Annotated in this window: 19 protein-coding genes; 15 read left to right on the forward strand and 4 right to left on the reverse strand. The window is 66.2% G+C overall.

All coding sequences use genetic code 11. The annotated features are described in order from the left end of the window. Positions 1 to 338 precede the first annotated feature (338 nt). Genes ABUE11_RS04770 through ABUE11_RS04785 form a run of 4 tightly spaced genes read left to right on the forward strand, consistent with a single transcriptional unit; the run spans position 339 to position 3,441 of the window. Positions 339 to 1,358, forward strand: a complete 1,020-nt coding sequence (locus ABUE11_RS04770; protein WP_367067904.1) for an RluA family pseudouridine synthase — start codon at positions 339 to 341, stop codon at positions 1,356 to 1,358. Next, a complete protein-coding gene (locus tag ABUE11_RS04775) occupies positions 1,351 to 2,019 on the forward strand; it encodes an HAD-IA family hydrolase (RefSeq protein WP_367067905.1) in 669 nt (222 codons plus the stop codon). The genes ABUE11_RS04770 and ABUE11_RS04775 overlap by 8 nt, the downstream gene beginning before the upstream one ends. Then, the gene (locus ABUE11_RS04780) at positions 2,019 to 2,396 is read left to right on the forward strand and encodes a Rieske 2Fe-2S domain-containing protein (protein WP_367067906.1); all 378 of its coding nucleotides are present in this window, start codon (positions 2,019 to 2,021) and stop codon (positions 2,394 to 2,396) included. The genes ABUE11_RS04775 and ABUE11_RS04780 overlap by 1 nt, the downstream gene beginning before the upstream one ends. A 4-nt stretch (positions 2,397 to 2,400) precedes the next feature. Further along, positions 2,401 to 3,441 carry a S49 family peptidase gene (locus ABUE11_RS04785; protein WP_367067907.1) on the forward strand — a complete coding sequence of 347 codons (1,041 nt, stop codon included), beginning with the start codon at positions 2,401 to 2,403 and terminating at the stop codon, positions 3,439 to 3,441. A gap of 24 nt (positions 3,442 to 3,465) precedes the next feature. Here the strand turns inward: ABUE11_RS04785 and ABUE11_RS04790 are convergent, their stop codons facing one another. Next, positions 3,466 to 3,693: a hypothetical protein gene (locus ABUE11_RS04790; RefSeq protein ID WP_367067908.1), complete on the reverse strand. Its 228-nt coding sequence runs from the start codon at positions 3,691 to 3,693 to the stop codon at positions 3,466 to 3,468. A 3-nt stretch (positions 3,694 to 3,696) separates the two neighbouring features. Between ABUE11_RS04790 and ABUE11_RS04795 the strand changes: the two genes are divergently transcribed. From ABUE11_RS04795 to ABUE11_RS04805, 3 genes are read left to right on the forward strand one after another with little or no spacing between them, the layout of a single operon-like run. Then, positions 3,697 to 4,263, forward strand: a complete 567-nt coding sequence (locus ABUE11_RS04795) for a cytochrome b (RefSeq protein WP_367067909.1) — start codon at positions 3,697 to 3,699, stop codon at positions 4,261 to 4,263. 60 nt (positions 4,264 to 4,323) lie between these two features. Then, the gene (locus ABUE11_RS04800) at positions 4,324 to 4,896 is read left to right on the forward strand and encodes a YceI family protein (protein ID WP_367068745.1); all 573 of its coding nucleotides are present in this window, start codon (positions 4,324 to 4,326) and stop codon (positions 4,894 to 4,896) included. A gap of 45 nt (positions 4,897 to 4,941) precedes the next feature. Beyond that, on the forward strand, positions 4,942 to 5,517 hold the full coding sequence (locus ABUE11_RS04805) for a YceI family protein (protein WP_367067910.1): 576 nt from the start codon (positions 4,942 to 4,944) through the stop codon (positions 5,515 to 5,517). Positions 5,518 to 5,592: 75 nt separating this feature from the next. Here ABUE11_RS04805 and ABUE11_RS04810 read toward each other — a convergent pair whose 3' ends face one another. The 3 genes from ABUE11_RS04810 to ABUE11_RS04820 form a co-directional block, all read right to left on the reverse strand. Beyond that, positions 5,593 to 7,902, reverse strand: a complete 2,310-nt coding sequence (locus tag ABUE11_RS04810; RefSeq protein ID WP_367067911.1) for an NADP-dependent malic enzyme — start codon at positions 7,900 to 7,902, stop codon at positions 5,593 to 5,595. Positions 7,903 to 8,067: 165 nt separating this feature from the next. Continuing rightward, positions 8,068 to 8,853, reverse strand: a complete 786-nt coding sequence (locus ABUE11_RS04815) for an SAM-dependent methyltransferase (RefSeq protein ID WP_367067912.1) — start codon at positions 8,851 to 8,853, stop codon at positions 8,068 to 8,070. Further along, on the reverse strand, positions 8,850 to 9,449 hold the full coding sequence (locus ABUE11_RS04820; RefSeq protein ID WP_367067913.1) for a Maf family nucleotide pyrophosphatase: 600 nt from the start codon (positions 9,447 to 9,449) through the stop codon (positions 8,850 to 8,852). The genes ABUE11_RS04815 and ABUE11_RS04820 overlap by 4 nt, the downstream gene beginning before the upstream one ends. A gap of 26 nt (positions 9,450 to 9,475) precedes the next feature. Here ABUE11_RS04820 and ABUE11_RS04825 point away from each other — a divergent pair, with 26 nt between their 5' ends. From ABUE11_RS04825 to fabF, 8 genes are all read left to right on the forward strand, one after another. After that, complete coding sequence (locus ABUE11_RS04825; protein WP_367067914.1) at positions 9,476 to 10,027, forward strand: YceD family protein; 552 nt, start codon at positions 9,476 to 9,478, stop codon at positions 10,025 to 10,027. A gap of 117 nt (positions 10,028 to 10,144) precedes the next feature. Beyond that, positions 10,145 to 10,327 (forward strand): 50S ribosomal protein L32, encoded by a 183-nt coding sequence (rpmF, locus tag ABUE11_RS04830; protein ID WP_055843463.1) that lies wholly within the window; start codon positions 10,145 to 10,147, stop codon positions 10,325 to 10,327. A gap of 113 nt (positions 10,328 to 10,440) precedes the next feature. Beyond that, positions 10,441 to 11,472: a phosphate acyltransferase PlsX gene (plsX, locus tag ABUE11_RS04835; protein WP_367067915.1), complete on the forward strand. Its 1,032-nt coding sequence runs from the start codon at positions 10,441 to 10,443 to the stop codon at positions 11,470 to 11,472. A gap of 31 nt (positions 11,473 to 11,503) precedes the next feature. Further along, positions 11,504 to 12,484 (forward strand): beta-ketoacyl-ACP synthase III, encoded by a 981-nt coding sequence (locus ABUE11_RS04840; protein WP_367067916.1) that lies wholly within the window; start codon positions 11,504 to 11,506, stop codon positions 12,482 to 12,484. A gap of 55 nt (positions 12,485 to 12,539) precedes the next feature. Beyond that, positions 12,540 to 13,493 carry an ACP S-malonyltransferase gene (gene fabD, locus ABUE11_RS04845; protein ID WP_367067917.1) on the forward strand — a complete coding sequence of 318 codons (954 nt, stop codon included), beginning with the start codon at positions 12,540 to 12,542 and terminating at the stop codon, positions 13,491 to 13,493. Continuing rightward, the gene (gene fabG, locus ABUE11_RS04850) at positions 13,490 to 14,227 is read left to right on the forward strand and encodes a 3-oxoacyl-ACP reductase FabG (protein ID WP_367067918.1); all 738 of its coding nucleotides are present in this window, start codon (positions 13,490 to 13,492) and stop codon (positions 14,225 to 14,227) included. Before fabD ends, fabG begins: the two co-directional genes overlap by 4 nt. Positions 14,228 to 14,330: 103 nt before the next feature. Beyond that, a complete protein-coding gene (gene acpP, locus ABUE11_RS04855; protein ID WP_106682844.1) occupies positions 14,331 to 14,570 on the forward strand; it encodes an acyl carrier protein in 240 nt (79 codons plus the stop codon). A gap of 58 nt (positions 14,571 to 14,628) precedes the next feature. Continuing rightward, positions 14,629 to 15,873, forward strand: a complete 1,245-nt coding sequence (fabF, locus tag ABUE11_RS04860) for a beta-ketoacyl-ACP synthase II (protein WP_367067919.1) — start codon at positions 14,629 to 14,631, stop codon at positions 15,871 to 15,873. Positions 15,874 to 15,875: the final 2 nt, after the last annotated feature.

The following is a 15,875-nucleotide window of genomic DNA, read 5'->3' on the forward strand; positions in this document are numbered from 1 at the left end:
CTGTCAGCTATCAATAGAGGAGCTGTTGGCGCTTTCCGGTTGGGCGTTTCCGGCGTTTTTCGTGCCATAGGCAGGCGCTGGCGCTCCTGCCACAGGGACGATATCCAAGCCAGTACAACCCACATGATTTCGCTTTGATCCGCCGGGCACTGCGCTCTGATGGAGTCAGTGTCGGCCTGTATTCCGTGTTTCGGTCATTCGATGCGTCAGCCACTGGCGTGTCGTGCAGCCTTGCAAACTGCGCACTACGCACCGGGGCATCCACCATGCTGCGCGCCGAGCCGGGCCGTGTCCTTTAAACTTCAGACAAATCAACCGCTTACACATTCGTCACGCAGGTGAAACACATTATAGGCGGCAAACCCGCCCCGGGCCCGGCTGCGGCCCAAGCCCCTGCGGCCCGCATCGTCGAGGTCGATGCCGAGTCCGCGGGCCAGCGTCTGGACAATTTTCTGCTGCGCCACCTGAAGGGCGTGCCCAAGACCCATGTCTACCGCATCATCCGAAGCGGCGAGGTGCGCCTGAACAAGGGCCGCACGAGCGCCGATGCGCGCGTCGCCGTGGGCGACCTGGTGCGCCTGCCGCCCGTGCGCGTGTCCGAGCGCGCGCAGGAAAAGGCCGAGCGCCCCGCGCCGGCACGCGAATTTCCCATCCTGCTCGAGGACGAGCAGCTCATTGCGCTGGACAAGCCCGCCGGCGTGGCCGTGCATGGCGGCAGCGGCGTGAGCTTCGGCGTCATCGAGCAGTTGCGCCGCGCCCGGCCCGATGCCGGCTTTCTGGAGCTGGTGCACCGCCTGGACCGCGAGACCTCGGGCATTCTGCTCGTGGCCAAGCGCCGCTCGGCGCTCAAGAACCTGCAGGACCAGTTTCGCGAGCGCGAGACCGGCAAGACCTATCTGGCCCTGGTGCAGGGTAGCTGGCCCGCGAACAAAAAGGTCATAGACCTGCCGCTGCACAAATACCTGCAGGCGGACGGCGAGCGCCGCGTGCGCGTGACCACGCAGGATGATCCCGACGGCATGCGCTCCATCACCCTGGTGCGCGTGCGCGAGCAGATCCCCGCGCGCGCGCTCCAGGGCCTGCCCGCCATGAGCCTCTTGGAGGTGACCATCAAGACCGGGCGCACGCACCAGATCCGCGTGCACCTGGCAAGCCAGGGCCACCCCATCGTGGGCGACGACAAGTACGGCGACTTCGACCTCAACCGGCGGCTGCCCAAGCAGGGCCTCAGGCGCATGTTTCTGCACGCCTGGCGACTGCAGTTCGACCATCCCCACAGCGGCGAGCGCCTTACGCTGCACGCCGAGCTGCCGCCCGAGCTGGCGGCCTTCCTCTACGCAGAACCCTCCCATGCCTGAATCCCGCCCGCGCCGCTTCGACCTGATCGCCTTCGACTGGGACGGCACGCTGTTCGACTCCACCGCCATCATCGTGCGCAGCATCCAGGACGCGGTGCGCGACCTGGGCTATGCCAGACCCAGCGACGAGGCCGCCGCCTGGGTCATAGGCATGGCCCTGCCCCAGGCACTGGCGCATGCAGCGCCCGACGTGCCGCGCGAGAAATACACCGAGCTGGCCAACCGCTACCGCTATCACTACTTCAAGCGCCAGGAGGACGTGACGCTGTTTCCCGGCGTGCTGCCCATGCTGCAGGCGCTGCGCGCGCGCGGCCATCTGCTGGCCGTGGCCACGGGAAAGAGCCGGCGTGGCTTGGACCAGGTGCTGCAGATGGTGCAGCTGCGCGGCATGTTCGATGGCTCGCGCACGGCCGACGAGACGGCGGGCAAGCCGCACCCGCTGATGCTGCAGGAGTTGATGGCCGAGTTCGACGTCGCGCCCGAGCGCCTACTGATGATTGGCGACACCACGCACGACCTGGAGATGGCGCGCGCCGCCGGCTGCGCCAGTGTCGGCGTGGCCTATGGCGCGCATGACCCCGGGGAGTTCGCCGCGCTCGGGCCGCTGTGCGTGGCGCCGTCCGTGGCCGAGCTCGAGCGCTGGCTGCTGGAGCAGGCCTGATGGCGCCCGCCGACGAAGGGCGCCTGCCCCTGTGCGAGAGCGCGGCCCTGGTCGATGGCGGCCTGGCCGTGGCCTTCGACGTCTGCCACCGTGGTCAGAACCTGCGCGCCTTTGCCATCCGCTACCAGGGCCAGGTCCATGCCTATCTGAACCGCTGCACCCATGTGGCCATGGAGCTGGACTTCCGCGAAGGCCATTTCTTCGACGACAGCGGCTGCCTGTTGATCTGTGCCAGCCATGGAGCGTTGTTTGCACCCGACACCGGCGCCTGTCTGGGCGGCCCGGCGCGCGGTCCGTTGGTCAAGGTGGCGCTGAGCGAGGAAGCGGGCATGGTGTACTGGCATACTGCCCCCGATCTACAGCCCGTGGCCTTTTGACATCATGACCGACCCCACCCGCCGCGAACCCAGTGGCTTTGATGAAAATTCGTCTCAACCGCCCGATCTGTGGGCGCGGACAGCTACTGATTCTGAAGCAAAAAAGCTCGCTTCATCGGCCCCGGGATGGGAGCGCGAGGTGCTCGAGAAGCTCGTGCTCGGCACCCTGGCCGAGCAGCGCGCGGCGCGGCGCTGGCGCAACTTCTGGCGCTTCGGCTGGCTCGTGCTGCTGGGCCTGATCGTCTGGGGAACCCTGCAGCGCGACATTGCCAGCACCGCCAAGAGCACGCCGCACACGGCCGTGGTGGACGTCAAGGGCGAAATCGCCGCGGGCGCCGAGGCCAGCGCCGAGTTCGTCGTCGCGGCCATGAAGAGCGCCTTCGAGGATTCGGGCTCGCAGGCCGTGGTGCTGCTCATCAACTCGCCCGGCGGAAGCCCCGTGCAGGCGGGCATGATCAACGACGAGATCACGCGCCTGAAGGCCAAGTACAACAAGCCCGTGTACGCGGTGGTGGAGGAGACCTGCGCCTCGGCTGCCTACTACATCGCGGCCGCGGCCGACGAGATCTTCGTCGACAAGGCCAGCATCGTCGGCAGCATTGGCGTGCTCATGGACGGCTTTGGCTTCACCGGCACCATGGAAAAGCTGGGCGTGGAGCGGCGCCTGCTCACCGCCGGCGAGAACAAGGGCTTTCTCGACCCCTTCAGTCCGCAGTCGCCCGAGCAGCGCGGCTATGCGCAGACCATGCTCGACCAGATCCACCAGCAGTTCATCGCTGCGGTCAAGCAGGGCCGGGGCGAGCGCCTCAAGACCACGCCCGAGACCTTCAGCGGCCTGTTCTGGACCGGCCAGCAGGCCGTGGAAATGGGCCTGGCCGACCAATACGGCAGCCTGGACTATGTGGCGCGCGAGGTCGTCAAGGCCGAGGATGTGATCGACTACACGCGCCGCGACAATGTCGCCGAGCGCCTGGCGCGCAAGTTTGGCGCCACCTTTGGTGAGGTCGTGCTGCGCGGCATGCGCGCGGCGCCGACGCTGCGCTGAGATTCCTGTTGCAAAGCGCTGACCTCATTGCGGCGTCTGCGCATCTCGCAGTCGCGCCGGCGCAGGCGGAACGAAGGGGTGCCTTAGAAAATGTGAAGGGTTGATTGCTTTTTGTTCATATTTTTCGAACAAAAACATCAACCCGATTGAAACTCCACCGATCCGGCGCGTCTTAGACTGCGCCGCATGCGAACTTGCAAGGCCTTGTGGCCTCCAAGCGCAGAAATCGATGGTTTGTTTCTTCACATGCATTCAATGACTCCTGCGATCACGCAACGCGCTGCCCGCTACGGCCAGACCGCCATGGCACTGCACTGGGTGCTTGCGGCGGCGATCGTGGCGCTGCTCGCCATGGGGTGGTACATGACGGGCCTTCCGTTCTCGCCGCAGCGCCTCAAGCTCTACAACTGGCACAAGTGGGCGGGCATGACCATTCTGGCGTTGTCCGTCTTGCGCCTGCTCGTGCGCGTGGTCCAGCGGCCTCCGGTGCTGCCCGAGAGCATTCGATCGGCAATGCCCCCCTGGCAGCAGCTGGCGCATCACGGGACCCACCTGCTGCTGTATGCCCTGTTTTTTGTCGTGCCCCTGATAGGCTGGGCCTACAGCTCGGCCGCGGGGTTTCCCATTGTGGTCTTTGGCGTGATTCCCCTGCCTGATTTTGTGCCCGTCAGCCCCGCTTTGGCCGACATGCTCAAGCCCATGCACGGGCTGGCCGCCTACGGCCTGGCAATACTTGCCGCGCTGCATGTGCTGGCCGCACTCAAACACCAGTTCGTCGACCGCGATGGCTTGCTCACGCGCATGCTGCCTGGCCGCGACTGAAACCGCTGTGCATCGCGTTTTCACAATTCAATCGTTGGAGAAAAACCTCTCATGAAAGACATGTCCTGGAGCCGCAACATCGGGGTCTTGCTGGTAGGTCTTGGCGCCTTGGTCGCCGGACCGGCCCTGGCCCAGCAGAAGCTGTTGCCAGAGCAGAGCGAGATCGCGTTCGTGAGCCGGCAGATGGGCGTGCCGGTGGAGGGCAAGTTCAAGAAGTTCGACGCTCACGTGGCATTCGATCCGGCCAGGCTCGGCTCAAGCAGGGTGACATTCACCGTGGATACCGGCAGCGCGACGCTGGGCGTGCGCGAGACCGATGCGGAGCTGCCCAAGCCCGTGTGGTTCAACGTACCCAAGTTTCCGCAGGCCACCTTTGAGTCCAGTGCCATCAAGACTCTGGGTGGGGGCAAGTACGAGGTCGCGGGCAAGCTCAGCATCAAGGGCGCGACGCAGGATGTGGTGGTGCCCGTCACCCTCACGCAAGGCGGTGCCCACACCCTGGCCACCGGCAGCTTTGTGATCAAGCGACTAGCCTTCAAGATTGGCGAGAACGAATGGGCAGACACCTCCATGGTGGCCGATGACGTTCAGGTCAAGCTCAAGCTGACGCTCTCCGGAGTGCCCAAACTCTGATTCCGTTCCCTTTCATCCACTCTTTGCACGAAAGTACCACCACCCATGCGTTCGACCCTGTTGACCCTTGCCGCTGCCGCAGCCCTGACCGCTGGAACCGCATTGGCCGAGTCCGCGACCTACGCCGTGGACCCCACCCATACCTTTGCCACCTTCGAGATCAGCCACTTCGGCGCCAGCGTCAACCGTGGGCGGTTTGACAAGAAGGAAGGCTCCGTCCAACTGGACAAGGCGGCCAAGACCGGCAAGGTGGACCTGACCTTGCACATCAACTCCATCAACACGGGCACGGCACCGTTTGACAAGCATCTGCTGAGCAACGAAATCTTCGATGCCGCCCAGTTCCCGACGGCGCGTTTCGTGGGTGACAAGTTCACGTTCGACGGCGACAAGGTGACGGCCGTCTCCGGCAACCTGACGATCAAGGGCAAGACCCAGCCGGTGACCTTCAAGACCAACCAGTTCGCCTGCTACGACAGCCCCATGCTCAAGCGCGAGGTCTGCGGTGGGGACTTCGAGACCACCATAGACCGCACGGCCTTTGGTGTGGACTATGGCGTGCAGTACGGCTTCCCCAAGAACGTGCGCATCGTGGCGCAGATCGAGGCCATCAAGCAGTAATCACCCGACCGTACATGCAAAGAGGGCTGGCCCGTCGCTGGGCCAGCCCTCTTTGCGCATCTGCTGCCTGGCGGACTACTTGTCGCGCGTGGCGCTGCTGACGACCGCGAGCGCGGTCATGTTGAGCACCCGACGCACCGTGGCCGCAGGGGTCAGGATGTAGGCGGTTGCCGAAGTGCCCATCAGGACCGGGCCCACGGTCACCCCGCCGCTGCTGGTTGTCTTGAGGACGTTGTAGAGGATGTTGGCCGCGTCGATGTTCGGGCAGACCAGCAGGTTGGCAGGCGCACTGAGCGTCGAGTCGCCCAGGTAGGTCTTGCGGATCTTGGGGTCAAGGGCCGCGTCTCCGTGCAGCTCTCCGTCACATTCGATTTCTGGGTAACGCTCAACGAACAGATCGCGTGCCGCGCGCATCTTGCGGGCCGAGGCGCGCTTGGATGAGCCAAAGCTGGAATGCGACAGAAACGCGACCGTCGCCGGGACGCCAAAGCGTTGCACCTCTTGTACCGCAGCCCAGGCGATGTCGGCGAGCTGCTCGGCCGTCGGGTCTTCGTTGACATAGGTGTCGGTGATGAACAGCGTGCCATTGTTGGGCGTCATCAGCGCATTGAGCGCCGCATACTGCTTGGCGCCCGGTGCATGACCCAGAATGCTGTGGATGCGCTCCAGGTGGGTCTCGTAGCTGCCGACCAGGCCACAGATCATTGCATCGGCATCGCCCAGCTTGACCATCAGCGACGCAATGATGGTGTTGGAGCGGCGCACTGCTGCCTTGGCCATCTCGGGCGTGACGCCATCACGCTTCATGAGTTCGTGATAGGCCTCCCAATACTGACGAAAGCGAGGGTCGTCTGCGGGGTCGCAGATCTCGACGTCCTTGCCCGGCTCCATGTGCAGACCCGCCTTGGCGATGCGTGCGGCGATCACGGCGGGACGACCGATGAGGATAGGGCGCGCAATGTTGTCGTCGATGGCGAACTGCGCCGCACGCAGAGCACGTTCGTCCTCGCCGTCCGCGTAGGCGACGCGCTTCTTGTCCGCGGGCAGCGACTTGGCTGCGCTGATGACGGGGCGCATCAGCAGGCCCGTCTGATACACGAAGCGTGTCAGATGGGTCCGGTAGGCGTCCATGTCGGCGATGGGGCGCGACGCCACGCCCGAGTCCACAGCGGCCTGCGCCACGGCCGGCGCGATCTTGAGGATGAGGCGGGAATCGAACGGCGTCGGAATCAGATAGTCCGGCCCGAAGGTCAGCTCCTTGCCGGCATAGGCATTGGCAACCTCCTCGCTGACGTTCTCCTTGGCCAGAGCGGCGATCTGGCGCACGCAGGCGAGCTTCATGGCCTCGGTGATCTTGGTTGCGCCGCAGTCCAGCGCGCCGCGGAAGATGTACGGGAAGCACAGGACGTTGTTGACCTGGTTGGGGTAGTCCGAGCGCCCCGTGGCGATGATGCAATCGGGGCGTACGGCCTTGGCCAGCTCGGGACGAATCTCGGGCTCGGGATTGGCCAGCGCCAGGATGATGGGCCTGTCGGCCATGGTCTTGACCATCTCGGCCGTGAGCACGCCGGGCGCCGAGCAACCGAGGAACACATCCGCGCCGTTGACCACATCGGCAAGGGTGCGGGCATCGGTCTTCTGCGCGTAGCGTGCCTTGGATTCGTCCATGCCTCCGGGACGTCCCTCGTAGATCACGCCCTTGGAATCGACCATGTACACGTTCTCGCGCTTCACGCCGAGGCCGACCATCACGTCCACGCAGGCGATCGCCGCGGCGCCCGCGCCCGAGACGGCGACCTTGACCTTGTCGGCCTGCTTGCCCACGAGCTCCAGGCCGTTGAGCAGCGCGGCGCTGGAGATGATGGCCGTGCCGTGCTGGTCGTCATGGAACACCGGAATGTTCATGCGCTTGGACAGCTCGCGCTCGATGTAGAAACACTCGGGCGCCTTGATGTCCTCGAGGTTGATGCCGCCCAGCGTGGGCTCGAGGGCTGCGACGATCTCGATGATCTTGTCCGGATCGCGGGCATCGAGCTCGATGTCGAACACGTCCACGCCAGCGAACTTCTTGAACAGGCAGCCCTTGCCTTCCATCACGGGCTTGCCCGCCAGCGGTCCGATGTCTCCGAGGCCCAGCACCGCCGTGCCATTGGTGATCACGCCGACCAGATTGCCGCGCGAGGTGTAGTCAAAGGCCTTGCTCGGGTCGGCCTGGATGTCCAGGCAGGGATAGGCCACGCCTGGGGAGTAGGCGAGCGACAGGTCGCGCTGGTTGGACAGCGGCTTGGTCGGGGTGACCGAGATCTTTCCCTTGCTGGGACTGCGGTGGTATTCGAGGGCGGCTTCGCGCAGGGCGATTTCGGCAGCAGAGAGTGACTGGTTCATGGGAAATCCAATGACGTGCGGTGGACGGCAATTGCAGGGCGAACAAGCTTACTGCAACCGGACTCGCACGGGGAGCCAATCGGTGCCTGCGCCGCAGGCATTTTTCCGCCGGGCCGCTCGTCCCGGAACGCTGCAGCCCCAGTGGCCGCAGGTGCCGCGGCGGCTTCAGCCGCCCAGCGCCCAGACCACGGGCAGGTGCTTGTGCGGCGCCGCGCCCTGCTGCCGCCAGTCGCGCACGCTGCGGCATTGCACCTGGGCGCCGGCCAGGGTCAGGCCAGCGGCCATGGCCAGGCGGGTCGTGGGCTGCAGGTGCTGCAGCAGTGCCTGCCACAGCGCGGCGTTGCGGTAGGGCGTCTCGATGAAGAGCTGGGTCTGGCCGGTCTTGTGCGCCAGGGCCTCGAGCGCGCGGATGCGCTGTGCGCGCTCGCCCGCGTCCTGCGGCAGGTAGCCGATGAAGGCGAAGTTCTGACCATTGAGCCCGCTGGCCGCGAGCGCGAGCAGCAGCGACACCGGGCCCACGAGCGGCACCACGGGCGCACCCAGCTCGTGCGCGGCGCGCACCACCGAGCTGCCGGGGTCGGCCACGGCAGGCATGCCGGCCTCGCTCACCAGGCCCATGTCATGGCCGGCCAGCAGCGGGGCGAGCAGGGCGCGTGCGTCAAAGCGCGCATGGTCCTTGCCGCCATGATCGCCCTTTTTGTGCACCTCGCGCGGCAGCTCGGTGATCTGCTGCTCCTGCAGGGGCAGGGCCAGGGGATGCAGGGCGGCAATGCGCTTCAGATAGGCGCGGCAGCTTTTGGCGTTCTCGCAGACCCAGTGCGTCAGCCGCGCGGCCTGGCGCAGCGTGCCCTCGGGCAGCACCTCGGTGAGTGCGGTTTCACTGTCGCAGCCAAAGTCCAGCGGCGCGGGCACCAGAAACAGGCGGCCCTTCGGGGGGGCGCTCTCGTTCATGGCAGCACCAGGCCTGCGGCACGCAGCATGCGCGCCGTCCGAATCAAGGGCAGGCCGATCAGCGCCGTAGGGTCGTCGCTGTCTATGGCGTCGAGCAGGGCGATGCCCAGGCCTTCGCTCTTGGCGCTGCCGGCGCAGTCGTAGGGCTGTTCGGCCTGCAGATAGCGCTCGATCTCGGCGTCGGACAGCGCGCGAAAGCGCACGCGCACCGGCGCCAGGTCCACCTGCTCGAAGCCCGTGGCCAGGCAGACCACGGCCAGGGCGGTCTGGAAGACGACGGTCTGGCCGCTCATCTGGCGCAGCTGGGCCGTGGCGCGCGCGTGGTTGCCGGGCTTGCCCAGCGGCGCACCGGAGAGGTCTGCGACCTGGTCCGAGCCGATGACGATGGCCTCGGGGTGCAGCGCCGCGACCGCACGCGCCTTGGCCAGCGCCAGGCGCAGCGCCAGCGCGTGCGGGGCCTCGCCCGGCTGCGGGGTTTCATCGACCGCGGGGGCGGCGACGTCAAAGGGCAGGCCCAGGCGGGCCAGCAGCTCGCGCCGGTAGCGCGAGGTCGATCCCAATACCAGAGGGCGGGACGGGGGGGAGGGTTCCAGCATGGCGTGATTCTCTTACACTGCCCGCCATGACCAAGGAACATTCTCCCGACCGGCTGGACGTCAAGGCCTTTGCCCAGGCCGGCGCTCACCTGTCCGGTCATGACACTCTGCTGAAATACCAACGCCTGGTCGAAGAGGCCCGTGGCCTGCACCCCGACCTGCGCGTGGATTGGATGGCCGATGGGGAGCTGCGCGCCACCCATGGCTTGGCGGGCCAGGTGTGGCTGCATCTCAAGGCCAGCGCCACGCTGCCCATGACCTGTCAGCGCTGCCTGCAGCCCGTCGATGTGCCGCTGGAGGTGGAGCGTGAGTTCCGCTTCGTCGCCGACGAGGCCACGGCCGAGGCGCTCGATGGTGACAGCGAGGAAGACCTGCTGGTGATCAGCCGCGAGTTCAACCTGCGCGAGCTCATCGAGGACGAACTGATCATGGCCCTGCCCGCGGTGCCGCGCCACGACGAATGTCCCGTGGAAGTGCGGCTCGAATCGAGCGCCGAGGACTTCGAGGAAGCCAACGCGCAAAAGCCCAACCCGTTTGCAGCGCTGGCCAGCCTGTGCAAGGACAAGTCCGCGGACTGAGCGCAAAGGCCAAAAACGCATTTGGCATATAATGGCAGGCTTCGCGCGAAACCCCCTCGTGTCTTCAATGGGCTGATCGCGTTTTTTACCAACCCTTTCAAGACCCCAGGAGCCACCATGGCTGTTCAGCAAAACAAGAAGTCCCCCTCCAAGCGCGGCATGCACCGTTCGCACAACGCCCTGACGGTGCCCGGCGTTGCCGTCGAGCCCACGACCGGCGAAAACCATCTGCGTCACCACATCAGCCCCAACGGCTTCTACCGTGGCCGCCAGGTGCTGAAGAACAAGTCCGAAGCCTGATCCCAGGCTGCTCGGCGCGGGGCCCGTTGCTACATATGGTGTAGCGCGGGCCTTTGTTTTTGCGCCTGTACCATCGCTTTTCATAGAACAATTGACGGATCGACTCTGCGCCGATGATCACACTGGCTGTTGACTGCATGGGGGGCGACCATGGCCCCGACGTCACGCTTCCCGCGTGCCGCCAGTTTCTTGAGCACCACCCTGAGGCCCGCCTGCTGCTCGTGGGTCAGCCCGAGCGCCTGAAAGGCCTCGCGCATGAGCGCGCCACCGTGGTTGCCGCCACGGAGGTCGTGTCCATGGATGACCCGGTGGAGGTGGCGCTGCGCAAGAAGAAGGACTCGTCCATGCGCGTGGCCATCCAGCAGGTCAAGGATGGCGCGGCCCAGGCGGCGGTGTCGGCCGGCAACACCGGTGCGCTGATGGCGATTGCACGCTACCTGCTCAAGACGCTCGACGGCATAGACCGTCCGGCGATTGCCTTCGGCATGCCCAATGCGAAGGGCAGCGACACCACCATGCTCGACCTTGGCGCCAACGTGGATTGCTCGGCCGAGCATCTGCTGCAGTTTGCCGTCATGGGCTCGGCCCTGGTCTCCGCGCTCAAGGACAGGGATGCGCCCAGCGTGGGTCTGCTCAACATCGGCGAAGAGCTCATCAAGGGCAGTGAGGTCATCAAGCAGTCCGGTGAACTGCTGCGATCTGCGGCCAACTCCGGTGATCTGAACTTCTATGGCAATGTTGAGGGCAACGATATCTTCAAGGGCACGGTGGATATCGTGGTCTGCGACGGCTTTGTCGGCAACGTGGCGCTCAAGGCCAGCGAAGGCGTGGCGGCGATGATCGTCGGCGGGCTCAAGGAGGAGTTCTCGCGCAACATCTTCACCAAGCTGGCCGCGCTCATCGCCTATCCGGTGCTGTCCGCGCTCATGCGGCGCATGGACCACCGCCGCTACAACGGCGCGGCGCTGCTCGGCCTGCGCGGCCTGGTGTTCAAGAGCCATGGCTCGGCCGACGTGCTGGCATTCGAGCAGGCGTTGAACCGGGCGTATGATGCGGCCCGCAACAACCTGCTCGACCGCGTACGTGCGCGGGTTGCGCACGCGGCGCCCCTGCTGGCGGCCGCAGGTGCCCAGCCCGCTTCCTGACCGGTCGTGGCCCTTCCAGGTCCTACGATTGATGAGACGTTATTCCCGCATTACCGGCACCGGCAGCTGGCTGCCGCCGCGCCGCGTGACCAATGATGATCTGGTGGCCCAACTGGCGGCCCAGGGCATCGAGACCTCCGACGACTGGATCGTGGAGCGCACCGGCATCCGGGCGCGCCACTTCGCCGAGCGCGACGTGGCCGCCAGCGATCTGGCGCTGCAGGCCGCGCGCCGTGCGCTCGAGGCCGCCGGCCGCCAGGCGCAGGACATCGACCTGATCATCGTCGCCACGTCCACGCCGGACATGGTCTTCCCTTCCACTGCGGCCATCCTGCAGCACAAGCTCGGCATCAGCAACGGCTGCCCGGTGTTCGACGTGCAGGCCGTCTGCAGCGGCTTCGTCTATGCGCTCACCGTGGCCGACGCCATGATCCAGTCCGGCGCCGCGCGCCGCGCGCTGGTGGTGGGCGCCGAGGTCTTCAGCCGCATCCTGGATTTCAACGACCGCACGACCTGCGTGCTGTTCGGCGATGGTGCCGGCGCCGTGGTGCTCGAGGCCTCCGACACGCCTGGCATCCTGGCCAGCGACCTGCACGCCGACGGCAGCCATGTCGGCATTCTGTGCGTGCCGGGCAATGTCTACGGCGGGCAGATTCTGGGCGACCCGGTGCTCAAGATGGATGGCCAGGCGGTGTTCAAGCTGGCCGTGGGCGTGCTCGAGAAGGCGGCCCGTGCCACGCTGGACAAGGCCGGCCTGACGGAGTCCGACATCGACTGGCTGATCCCGCACCAGGCCAACATCCGCATCATGCAAAGCACGGCGCGCAAGCTCAAGCTGTCCATGGACAAGGTGGTGGTCACGGTCGATCAGCATGGCAATACCTCGGCCGCATCCATTCCGCTGGCCCTGGATCACGCCGTGCGCGCGGGCCAGGTACAGCCCGGCCAGACGGTTCTGCTCGAGGGTGTGGGCGGCGGCTTCACCTGGGGGGCGGTGCTCCTGAAAATGTAGCTACTCATGCTTGCTGTATAGGTGCTAGAGCCAGTTTTTACCAATATTTCTGACCATGTCGAAAACATTTGCTTTTGTCTTCCCGGGCCAGGGCTCGCAGTCGGTGGGCATGCTGGACGCCTGGGGCGAGCACCCCGTCGTGGCCGAGACGCTGCGCGAGGCCTCCGATGCCCTGGGCGAGGACGTGGGGGCGCTGATCCACTCCGGCCCCAAGGAGGCCCTGGCGTTGACCACCAACACCCAGCCCGTGATGCTGGTCGCGGGCGTGGCCGCCTGGCGCGTCTGGCGTGCCGAGGGCGGGGCGCTGCCGGCCTTCGTTGCCGGCCATTCGCTCGGTGAATATTCCGCGCTCGTGGCGTCGGGCGTGCTCACGCTGGCCCAGGCAGCACCTCTGGTGCGCCTGCGCGCCGCCGCCATGCAGGAGGCCGTGCCCGTGGGTGCGGGCGCCATGGCCGCCATCCTGGGCCTGGACGCCGCCAAGGTCATCGCCGGCTGCGCCGAGGCCACGGCCAGCTTTGGCGCCGGTGCCACCGACGTGGTCGAGGCCGTGAACTTCAACGACCCGGCCCAGACCGTCATCGCCGGCACCAAGGCCGGCGTGGACAAGGCCTGCGAGGTGCTCAAGGCCGCAGGCGCCAAGCGCGCCCTGCCGCTGCCAGTGTCGGCGCCGTTCCATTCCAGCCTGATGAAGCCCGCGGCCGAGAAGCTGCGCGCCGCGCTGGCGCAGACCACGCTGGCCGCGCCACAGATCCCGGTGCTCAACAATGTGGACGTGGCCGTGCAACAGGACGCCGACGCCATTCGCGACGCCCTGTACCGTCAGGCCTTCGGCCCCGTGCGCTGGGTGGAATGCGTGCAGTCGCTGAAGGCGCGCGGCGTCACCCATGTGATCGAGTGCGGCCCCGGCAAGGTGCTGGCCGGCATGACCAAGCGCATCGCGCCCGAGCTGGTGGGCGCCTCTCTGTTCGACCCGGCCACGCTGGCCGAAACCAAGGAATTGCTGGCATGAGCGAGACGACTCCCCAGATCGCGCTGGTCACCGGCGCCACGCGCGGCATTGGCGCCGCCATCGCGGCCGAGCTGGCCGCACGCGGCCTGCGCGTGATCGGTACGGCTACAACCGACGACGGCGCCGAGCGCATCACCCAGGCGCTGGCCGCACAGGGCGGCAAGGGCGTCAAGCTCAATGTGACCGACGGCGCCGCCGTGGACGCGCTCATCGACGCCATCGTGAAGGAGCATGGGGGCCTGCATGTGCTCGTGAACAACGCCGGCATCACGCGCGACACGCTCGCCATGCGCATGAAGGATGACGACTGGGACGCGGTGCTCGACACCAACCTCAAGGCCGTGTTCCGCGTGAGTCGCGCCGCCATCCGCCCGATGATGAAGCAGCGCTTTGGCCGCATCATCAGCATCACCAGCGTGGTGGGCGCCTCGGGCAGCCCGGGCCAGGCCAACTACGCCGCGGCCAAGGCCGGCGTCGCCGGCATGACGCGGGCGCTGGCGCGCGAGCTCGGCAGCCGCGGCATCACCGTGAACTGCGTGGCGCCCGGCTTCATCGCCACCGACATGACGGCCGACCTGCCCGAAGAGCAGAAGAAGGCGCTCAAGTCGCAGATCGCCATGGGCGATCTGGGCCAGCCCAGCGACATCGCACATGCCGTGGCCTACCTGGCCTCGGCCGGCGCCGGCTATGTGACGGGGCAGGAGTTGCACGTCAATGGCGGCATGTACATGTAGTTGAAGCAAGTTGACGCCGATTCGTCCGTACGGCGGGCCGCTAGGGGACTTTTCCCGATGCGGCTAGAATCGCGGATTCATTCACAACCCCCAAAGGGAAACCATGAGCGATATTGAAGCACGTGTCAAAAAGATCATTGCCGAGCAACTCGGCGTGGAAGAGTCTCAAGTCACCAACGAAAAGGCTTTCGTGGCCGACCTGGGCGCCGACTCTCTGGACACGGTGGAACTGGTGATGGCTCTGGAAGACGAGTTCGGCATCGAGATCCCTGACGAGGACGCAGAGAAGATCACCACGGTGCAGAACGCCATCGACTACGCCAACGCCCACCAGAAGGGCTAAGTCGCTGCGGCCCCGTGTGCTGCGGGGCGCGGTATCCGATCAGCAAAAGGTTTAACGCATGAGCCGTCGTCGCGTTGTCGTGACCGGCCTGGGTTGCGTCACCCCCGTGGGAAACACGGTGCGGGACGCCTGGGCCAACATCCTTGCCGGCAAGTCCGGTATTGACCTCATCACCAAGTTCGATGCATCGAACTTCGCCTGCAGGATCGCAGGTGAGGTCAAGGGTTTTGACCTGGAGTCGTTCATCAGCGCCAAGGATGCGCGCACCATGGACAGCTTCATCCACTACGGCATTGCCGCTGCCGACGAGGCCGTGCGCGATGCGGGCCTGCCCACGGGCGAGGCGCTGGATGAGGATCTGGCCACCCGCATCGGCTGCATCATCGGCTCGGGCATCGGTGGCCTGCCGCTGATCGAGAACACCCACGCCGAACTGGAAAAGCGCGGCCCGCGCCGCATCACGCCGTTCTTCGTGCCGGCGTCCATCATCAACATGGTGGCGGGCCATGTGTCCATGCGCTTCGGCTTCAAAGGGCCCAATCTTTCTGTGGTGACGGCCTGCACGACCGGCCTGCACTGCATTGGCGAGGCCGCCCGCAAGATCGAGTACGGCGACGCCGACGTGATCGTCGCCGGCGGTGCCGAGGCCACGGTGTCTCCGCTGGGCGTGGGCGGCTTTGCTGCCATGCGCGCACTATCCACGCGCAACGACGATCCGAAGACGGCCTCCCGCCCCTGGGACAAGGACCGCGACGGCTTCGTGCTGGGCGAGGGCGCCGGCGTCCTCGTGCTCGAGGAATACGAGCACGCCAAGGCACGCGGCGCGCGCATCTACGCCGAGGTGGCGGGCTATGGCATGAGTGCCGACGCCGGTCACATGACCGCGCCCAACATGGACGGCCCGCGCCGCGCCATGCTGGCTGCGTTGCGCAATGCCGGTGTGAACGCCGACCAGGTGAGCTATCTCAACGCCCACGGCACCTCCACGCCGCTCGGGGACATCAACGAGACCAACGCCATCAAGGCCGCACTGGGCGACCATGCGAAGAAGATGGTGGTCAGCTCCACCAAGTCCATGACCGGTCACCTGCTCGGGGGCGCCGGTGGCATTGAGAGCGTGTTCACCGTGCTCGCGCTGCACGACCAGAAGGTGCCGCCCACGATCAACATGTTCGAGCAGGATCCGGAATGCGACCTGGATTACTGCGCCAACACCGCGCGCGACATGAAGATGGACGTCGCGGTGAAGAACAACTTCGGCTTTGGTGGCACCAACGGCACGCTGGTGTTCCGGCGCGTTTGATC

Source organism: Oryzisolibacter sp. LB2S (genome assembly GCF_040732315.1).
Lineage (GTDB): Bacteria > Pseudomonadota > Gammaproteobacteria > Burkholderiales > Burkholderiaceae_C > Alicycliphilus > Alicycliphilus soli.

Coding starts and splice junctions, on each gene's coding strand:
- ABUE11_RS04775 (WP_367067905.1), top strand. CDS start 1,351: ATGCCTGAATCCCGCCCGCGCCGCTTCGACCTGATCGCCTTCGACTGG.
- ABUE11_RS04780 (WP_367067906.1), top strand. CDS start 2,019: ATGGCGCCCGCCGACGAAGGGCGCCTGCCCCTGTGCGAGAGCGCGGCC.
- ABUE11_RS04785 (WP_367067907.1), top strand. CDS start 2,401: ATGACCGACCCCACCCGCCGCGAACCCAGTGGCTTTGATGAAAATTCG.
- ABUE11_RS04790 (WP_367067908.1), bottom strand. CDS start 3,693: ATGCATGTGAAGAAACAAACCATCGATTTCTGCGCTTGGAGGCCACAA.
- ABUE11_RS04795 (WP_367067909.1), top strand. CDS start 3,697: ATGACTCCTGCGATCACGCAACGCGCTGCCCGCTACGGCCAGACCGCC.
- ABUE11_RS04800 (WP_367068745.1), top strand. CDS start 4,324: ATGTCCTGGAGCCGCAACATCGGGGTCTTGCTGGTAGGTCTTGGCGCC.
- ABUE11_RS04805 (WP_367067910.1), top strand. CDS start 4,942: ATGCGTTCGACCCTGTTGACCCTTGCCGCTGCCGCAGCCCTGACCGCT.
- ABUE11_RS04810 (WP_367067911.1), bottom strand. CDS start 7,902: ATGAACCAGTCACTCTCTGCTGCCGAAATCGCCCTGCGCGAAGCCGCC.
- ABUE11_RS04815 (WP_367067912.1), bottom strand. CDS start 8,853: ATGAACGAGAGCGCCCCCCCGAAGGGCCGCCTGTTTCTGGTGCCCGCG.
- ABUE11_RS04820 (WP_367067913.1), bottom strand. CDS start 9,449: ATGCTGGAACCCTCCCCCCCGTCCCGCCCTCTGGTATTGGGATCGACC.
- ABUE11_RS04825 (WP_367067914.1), top strand. CDS start 9,476: ATGACCAAGGAACATTCTCCCGACCGGCTGGACGTCAAGGCCTTTGCC.
- rpmF (WP_055843463.1), top strand. CDS start 10,145: ATGGCTGTTCAGCAAAACAAGAAGTCCCCCTCCAAGCGCGGCATGCAC.
- plsX (WP_367067915.1), top strand. CDS start 10,441: ATGATCACACTGGCTGTTGACTGCATGGGGGGCGACCATGGCCCCGAC.
- ABUE11_RS04840 (WP_367067916.1), top strand. CDS start 11,504: ATGAGACGTTATTCCCGCATTACCGGCACCGGCAGCTGGCTGCCGCCG.
- fabD (WP_367067917.1), top strand. CDS start 12,540: ATGTCGAAAACATTTGCTTTTGTCTTCCCGGGCCAGGGCTCGCAGTCG.
- fabG (WP_367067918.1), top strand. CDS start 13,490: ATGAGCGAGACGACTCCCCAGATCGCGCTGGTCACCGGCGCCACGCGC.
- acpP (WP_106682844.1), top strand. CDS start 14,331: ATGAGCGATATTGAAGCACGTGTCAAAAAGATCATTGCCGAGCAACTC.
- fabF (WP_367067919.1), top strand. CDS start 14,629: ATGAGCCGTCGTCGCGTTGTCGTGACCGGCCTGGGTTGCGTCACCCCC.